Raw genomic sequence first — 4,728 nt, 5'->3', positions numbered from 1 at the left:
TAACTCCATTTTCCTTTTATTTTGATGTACGTCTCATCAATACGCCATTTGTAATAAGCTTTTTTATGCTTTTTCTTCCAAATTTGATATAAAATTGGGGCATATTCTTGAACCCAACGGTAGACCGTTGAATGATGAACGTTTACACCACGTTCCCTTAATATTTCAGATATATCACGATAACTCAATGCATATCTTAGATAGTAGCCAACCGCTACAGTGATAACATCCTTGTTAAATTGTTTATATCTGAAATAGTTCATACAGAAGACTCCTTTTTGTTAAAATTATACTATAAATTCAACTTTGCAACAGAACCTAAAATTACATATAAATACAAAGTATTTTGGCGAGACTCTTGAGGGAACAGGACAAGCTGAAGACTACAGGCTGAAGCTGTCCCCTAAGAAAACGAGCCAACAATACGTAGTATTGTAAATAAAGAAGCCAGTAAATGAATTTATAATAAACTCATTTACTGGCTAATTTGTTAGAAATTATGTCCCAGCCTCATTTATTTATGATTCGTATTCTTATTTTGAGGGCTGGGAGAGAATAATTGTTGCTTTGTACTGTACTTTTTATTAAAAAGCTTCATAGTTAATCATCCTTTTTAAAATTGTTTTGTTCTTAAGTATTCAGATAAACGTTGAACAAATTTATCTGATACGTGATTTTCGATTAAATCAACCTCTTGGTTGACTTCAGAAGAGTTGATATTTAATACTTTTATGAAAAACGCTTTAATAATCTCATGATTGTTAGTCATTTCTATCGTATAAGTTAATCCTTTCTTAGTTAACATAACACCACGATAATGTTCACTTTTGACAAAACCTGCTTCGGTTAATCGATCTAACATTTGGCTAATTGAAGGGGGCCGCTGCTCCTAACTTTTTAGATAACATTTTATTAGACACTAGCTCAATGTCTCCACCTAATTGGAAGATAATTTTCAAATATTTCTTTTGCGCATCAGTAATCATGATCCCACCTACAATTTTGATTTTTAAAGCAGAAATAGCTAGCCAAACTTCAAATTTTCGTTTGACTAAATAATATATTTAGGATAACCTAAATATATTATTTACGCAAGTGAAGAAAGAAGGGGATAGCGTGTTAGATGTACAAAACTTGTCAGTGGTTTATGATAATCAAACCCGAGCTTTACAAGATGTTTCTTTACAAATGATAGAAGGACAAATTGTTGGGATTATTGGCCCAAATGGGGCAGGTAAATCAACTTTGATTAAAGCAATGATTAATTTAATACCACACAAAGGACAAACATTTTTTAAAAGTAAGCCTATACATAAGCAACTTAAAAATCTTTCATACGTCGAACAAAAAAGTAATATCGATACAACGTTTCCTATGAAAGTTTTAGATTGTGTCATTTTAGGTATATACCCTCGGTTAAAACCGTGGCAGTTACCTGGGAAAAAAGAAAAAGCAATGGCAACAGAAGCCCTTAACAAAGTGGATATGTCGGAATATAAAGATCGACAAATAGGGGAGCTATCAGGAGGACAATTTCAACGAGTGTTAATTGCTAGAACGTTAGTTCAGAAAACAGATTTGATATTACTTGATGAACCTTTTGTTGGCATCGATATTACAAGTGAAAATATCATTGTTGATTTATTAAAAGAACTAGCTGAATCTGGAAAAACAATTTTAATTGTTCATCATGACTTATCCAAAGTCAGTAAATATTTCGATAGCCTTATTCTTTTAAATAAACATTTAATCGATTTTGGTTCTGTTGAAAATGTGTTTACGGGAGATAACTTAGCACAAGCCTTTGGCACAAATATTTTGATCCCTTCTGAAAGTGGGGATAAAAATGATTAGTCAATTTATACATGAGTTATTTCAGTTTAGTTTTCTTCAAAGAGCACTTGTAACTTCTGTTGTCATCGGAATCATCTGTGGCGTTATTGGTTGTTTCATCGTATTAAGAAGTTTGGCGCTAATGGGAGATGCTATCTCACATGCAGTTCTACCGGGTGTAGCTATTTCTTATATGATGGGCATTAATTTTTTCTACGGTGCGGTAGTCTTTGGGATTATGGCAGCTTTAGGAATCGGTTTCGTTAACCAAAACAGTAAAATCAAAAGCGATTCATCTATAGGTATTGTTTTTTCTGCCTTTCTAGCTTTAGGGGTTTTACTTGTTACGAAAGCGCAATCGTCCATAGATTTAACGGAAATTTTATTTGGTAATGTACTGACAGTTAAAGAACAGGATCGAACATTAACATTTATTGTCGCTGCGATTGTCTTAATTATTGTAGTGATCTTTTATAAAGAATTTTTACTATCAACGTTTGATCCAACCATGGCTGCAGCTTCAGGTTTACCAACAAAATTCATCCATTACACAATCATGGTGTTATTAACGTTAGTAACTGTTGCCTCATTACAAACCGTCGGTGTTATTTTAGTTGTTTCTTTATTGATTACGCCAGCTTCGACAGCTTATTTACTGACTAAAAGACTATCAACCATGATTCTTTTATCAGCGTTGATAGGTGCTATTTCATCTATTATTGGGTTGTTCTTTAGTTTTACATTTAACTTACCTTCAGGTGTGGTTATTGTATTAGTTATTACAGCTATATTTATTATCACATTCTTCTTAGCACCTAGAAATGGGCTATTGTGGAGAATGATTAAACATTAACTTAGGAGGATTTTTATAATGAAAAAAGTGATATTATTTTTATTCACCATTACACTTTCTGTTGTTTTAGCAGCTTGTAGTAATGGAGATAAAGACGGTGATTCAGATAAAGAATTAGAATCAGTAGATAAAGATAAAATCAAAGTGGTCACAAGTTTTTCTATGATTGATGATATGGTTAAAGAAATTGGCGGAGAGCACGTTGAAGTTAAAAATTTAGTGCCTACAGGCACTGACCCGCATGACTACGATCCTAAACCAGATGACATTAAACATATCTCGAGTGCCGATTTGGTTTTCTATAATGGATTGAATTTAGAAGGTGGCAGTAAAGGTTGGTTATTTAAAGCTTTAGAGTCTTCTGATTTTTCAAAAGAAAATGCGATAAAAACATCAGAAGGTGTTAAACCTAAATACATTAAAGATGAAGATGGCAAAAAAGAAGTGAACCCTCATGCATTTATTGATCCGAAAGTAGGAGAAAAAATGATTAAAAATATCACGAAATCTTTATCTGAAAGAAATCCAAAAAACAAAGATTATTATAAAGAAAATGAAAAAGCATATTTAAAAAAATTACATAACATCGAAGATGATTATGAAAAACAATTAGGCGATATTCCTAAGAAAGATCGTGTTTTTGTAGCGAGTGAACAAGCTTTCCAATATTTAACAGACCGTTATGACCTAAAAGAAGGTTATATTTGGGCGATAGACACGGACGAGAATGGATCTCCAGAACAAATCAAAGATTTAGTAAAATTTATTGATAAAAATGAGCCATCTCACTTATTTGTAGAATCAAACGTAGATAAGCGTCCAATGGAAACCGTATCTAAAGAAAGTGGCGTATCAATTTACAAGAAACCAATTTACTCTGATGAAATTAGTAAAGAAGGTGGCGTAGCTGATACTTATCTTAAATATTTAGAGTATAATTTAGATGTTTTAACTGATGGATTGGAAAAATAACAATGAAACTAAAAGTGAGCGTTATTGTCTATATAGATAATAACGCTCACTTTTTTACTTATCTTTTGGAAGAGATGTTTCGTCTTCATATCTTATTAAAGGGAAAAATATGAAGAAGTTTGAAATTATCATTTTTACAGTTTAATAAAGTTTAGAATTTTAAATTAAAAGAAGCAGGTTATTGTATAACATATTATCATTTCCTAATGTGTTATACAATCACTTTTTACTCATTTTATTAATTATTTTGTTCTTTCATTTTTAATTCGATATACGGTCTGTCTTGTAATATCTACTTCTTTAGCAATTTTACTAATAGAAATTCCTTGATCTAACATTTCTACAACACGTTGATAAACTAAACGTTTCTGTGGGTCTTTCGCGTTTGGTGAGTAAAGGACAGGTCTGCCTTTATAGATACCTTTTTCTTTCGCTACCTTAATTCCCTGTGCTTGCCTACGCTTACTTTCATTTCTTTCTTGTTCTGAAATCATTGCTAAAATTTGAATGATTAAATCTTTCATGAACTTATCTAATAATGGGTTACCAATTGCTTCATTCATCATAGGCAAGCTTGTAATCATTAATTGAACTTCTTTTTCTTTTAAATAGTTCACCGTTTGAATAATCTCGTCATAATTTCTTCCTAGACGGTCAATCGATTCAACGATTAAACGATCTCCCATTCTTACAAAGTTCAATGTTTCTATAAAAATAGGTCTATCTTCAATCGATTTACCTGATTGTTTTTCTGTGAATATTTTTTCAGCACCAAATGCTTCTAAATTTTCAATCTGTCTATCTAAATTCTGATCAATGGTTGATACTCGTGCATAACCAACTATCATTTTCAACACCCTTTCTCATACACCCTAATCATACATTTAGAAACTGTATTTTACAAGGGCTCCTAATTGTTCAATTAGGGTAGACCTTAATTTTTAATATATCAATGAGTAAATGCAAATATTAAAAGTCTAAATTTATTTAAATCATCTAAGCTCAAATATTCATTCTCTTTTTCTATGTCTTTCGTTAAAAAATAAAATTTACGTATTGTTTCATCAGTT

At 31.5% G+C, this 4,728-nt stretch carries 5 protein-coding genes and 2 pseudogenes; 3 read left to right on the top strand and 4 right to left on the bottom strand.

Translation table 11 applies throughout. The annotated features are described in order from the left end of the window. From ACQKMF_RS26625 to ACQKMF_RS26615, 3 genes and pseudogenes are all read right to left on the bottom strand, one after another. Nucleotides 1-263, bottom strand: a pseudogene (locus ACQKMF_RS26625) (IS6 family transposase); the annotation flags it as partial. Nucleotides 264-613: 350 nt separating this feature from the next. After that, nucleotides 614-805, bottom strand: a complete 192-nt coding sequence (locus tag ACQKMF_RS26620) for an iron dependent repressor, metal binding and dimerization domain protein (protein ID WP_427575627.1) — start codon at nt 803-805, stop codon at nt 614-616. Between the two features lie 12 nt (nt 806-817). Then, a pseudogene (locus ACQKMF_RS26615) lies at nt 818-874 on the bottom strand (hypothetical protein); the annotation flags it as partial. A 242-nt stretch (nt 875-1,116) separates the two neighbouring features. Between ACQKMF_RS26615 and ACQKMF_RS26610 the strand changes: the two are divergent. The 3 genes from ACQKMF_RS26610 to ACQKMF_RS26600 are packed head-to-tail and all read left to right on the top strand — an operon-like array spanning nt 1,117 to nt 3,658. Beyond that, complete coding sequence (locus tag ACQKMF_RS26610; RefSeq protein ID WP_002497485.1) at nt 1,117-1,854, top strand: metal ABC transporter ATP-binding protein; 738 nt, start codon at nt 1,117-1,119, stop codon at nt 1,852-1,854. Continuing rightward, on the top strand, nt 1,847-2,686 hold the full coding sequence (locus ACQKMF_RS26605; protein ID WP_002497486.1) for a metal ABC transporter permease: 840 nt from the start codon (nt 1,847-1,849) through the stop codon (nt 2,684-2,686). Before ACQKMF_RS26610 ends, ACQKMF_RS26605 begins: the two co-directional genes overlap by 8 nt. A gap of 18 nt (nt 2,687-2,704) precedes the next feature. Next, the gene (locus tag ACQKMF_RS26600) at nt 2,705-3,658 is read left to right on the top strand and encodes a metal ABC transporter substrate-binding protein (protein WP_002497487.1); all 954 of its coding nucleotides are present in this window, start codon (nt 2,705-2,707) and stop codon (nt 3,656-3,658) included. Between the two features lie 242 nt (nt 3,659-3,900). On the opposite strand, the gene ACQKMF_RS26595 is transcribed toward ACQKMF_RS26600, so the two are convergent. After that, complete coding sequence (locus ACQKMF_RS26595; RefSeq protein ID WP_002497488.1) at nt 3,901-4,506, bottom strand: recombinase family protein; 606 nt, start codon at nt 4,504-4,506, stop codon at nt 3,901-3,903. Between the last annotated feature and the right edge of the window lie 222 nt (nt 4,507-4,728).

The sequence above is a fragment of the Peribacillus sp. NPDC101480 genome, assembly GCF_050277335.1.
Lineage (GTDB): Bacteria > Bacillota > Bacilli > Bacillales > DSM-1321 > Peribacillus.
The sequence above is the reverse complement of the archived record's forward strand: the minus strand, read 5'-3'. Positions and strand labels throughout refer to the sequence as shown.

What these genes read in the sequence shown, in the direction of transcription:
- ACQKMF_RS26620 (WP_427575627.1), bottom strand. Translation starts at nt 805, where the DNA reads ATGTTAACTAAGAAAGGATTAACTTATACGATAGAAATGACTAACAAT.
- ACQKMF_RS26605 (WP_002497486.1), top strand. Translation starts at nt 1,847, where the DNA reads ATGATTAGTCAATTTATACATGAGTTATTTCAGTTTAGTTTTCTTCAA.
- ACQKMF_RS26600 (WP_002497487.1), top strand. Translation starts at nt 2,705, where the DNA reads ATGAAAAAAGTGATATTATTTTTATTCACCATTACACTTTCTGTTGTT.
- ACQKMF_RS26595 (WP_002497488.1), bottom strand. Translation starts at nt 4,506, where the DNA reads ATGATAGTTGGTTATGCACGAGTATCAACCATTGATCAGAATTTAGAT.